Consider the following 1,567-nt stretch of genomic DNA (forward strand, 5'->3'; position numbering starts at 1 on the left):
TCAGGCTGTCGAGAAAGTCGCGACAGCTTTTATTATGTTCGAATAGTTTAATACGACACCGCGTTAATATGATATAATATAGATAACTTATACCGAACGGATGGTGTACTAATGCTACGTTCTAACCGTGATAAACAACAGAACTTTGAGCTGGTTTCCATTGAGGATCTTGTGCCTGCAGACCACATGCTTCGTAAGATTGATAAATACATCGACTTCTCCTTCATCGATGAGAAAGTAAGACCTCTTTATTGTGAGGATAATGGCAGACCGGCAATCGATCCGGTCGTCCTCTTCAAAATGATCTTTCTCGGTTATTTCTACGGCATTCGCTCTGAGCGACAACTAGAGCGCGAGGTTCAAACGAATCTGGCCTACCGTTGGTTTCTCGGGCTTGGTCTCACGGACCGTGTGCCTGACCATTCAACGATTAGTTGGAACCGTCGTACGCGGTTCAAGGATACGAACATCTTTCAAGATGTCTTTGACGAAATCGTCCTTCAAGCGGTTTCGCATCGGATGGTTGGCGGACGTGTTCTGATCTCCGATTCCACTCACATTAAAGCCAGCGCCAATAAACACAAGTACACCAAGGAACAAGTACAGCACAATACCAAGTCGTATGTGGATGATCTGAATGCTGCAGTCGAAGCCGATCGGAAGGCACACGGAAAAAAGCCCTGAAAACCCGAGAGGAGGTGAACGAAGACAAGGAAGTGAAGATCAGTACGACCGATCCTGACAGTGGTTACATGTTCCGCGAAGGCAAACCGGAAGGTTTTTTCTATTTGGATCACCGCACGGTGGACGTCAAGTACAACCTCATTACCGATGTCTTTGTCACCGCAGGCAATGTTCATGACGCTACGCCCTATCTCGAGCGATTGGATCGGCAGAGAGAACGATTTGATTTCAAAGTAGAAGCTGTTGCGCTAGATTCGGGTTACCTAACAGCACCGATCTGCAAAGGATTAGACTCGAGAGGGATCTTTGGTGTCATTGCTCACCGTCGATTTCACCCCACGCAAGGGTTGTTCCACAAGCACGAATTCCAGTACGACGCAGATCAAAACCAGTATACCTGCCCCCAGAAACAAGCGCTTATCTATAGCACCACGGACCGGCATGGTTACCGACATTATGTTTCCGATCCCAAGCAATGCGCTGCATGTCCGATGTTAGACAAGTGCACGCGATCTCGTAACAAACGTAAAGTGATCACCAGGCATGTTTGGGAGGATAGTAAAGAACGCGTACGGCTTAACCGCCTCAGCAAATCGGGGAAGAAGCTATACCGTAAACGAAAAGAAACGATTGAGCGAAGCTTCGCGGATGCTAAAGAGCTCCACGGGTTTCGCTATTTCCGGTTGAGGGGAATACGAAATGTGACCGAACAAGCGCTCATGACTGCGACAGTGCAGAACATGAAGAAGATTGCTCTGCAACTGGAAAGGAGGGAATTAGGGTAATAAATTGCCTAAATCCCTTCCTAATTTACTGATTTCCTTCCCAAAACAAAGAGAAACCCCGACGTCTTGAAAAGACGGGGGTTTCTCGACGATCTGAG

At 47.4% G+C, this 1,567-nt stretch carries 1 protein-coding gene; it reads left to right on the forward strand.

Annotation, left to right across the window (positions count from 1 at the left end):
- The first annotated feature begins 111 nt into the window (after positions 1 to 111).
- Positions 112 to 1,469 (forward strand): IS1182 family transposase gene (locus tag DFP95_RS28570; RefSeq protein ID WP_115996081.1). Its coding sequence is split into 2 segments (ribosomal slippage): positions 112 to 682 and positions 682 to 1,469, totalling 1,359 coding nucleotides; the frame shifts between segments, so codons are not numbered across the junction.
- The last annotated feature ends 98 nt before the right edge of the window (positions 1,470 to 1,567 follow it).

The organism is Cohnella lupini (assembly GCF_003386205.1).
Taxonomy (GTDB): Bacteria; Bacillota; Bacilli; order Paenibacillales; family Paenibacillaceae; genus Cohnella; species Cohnella lupini.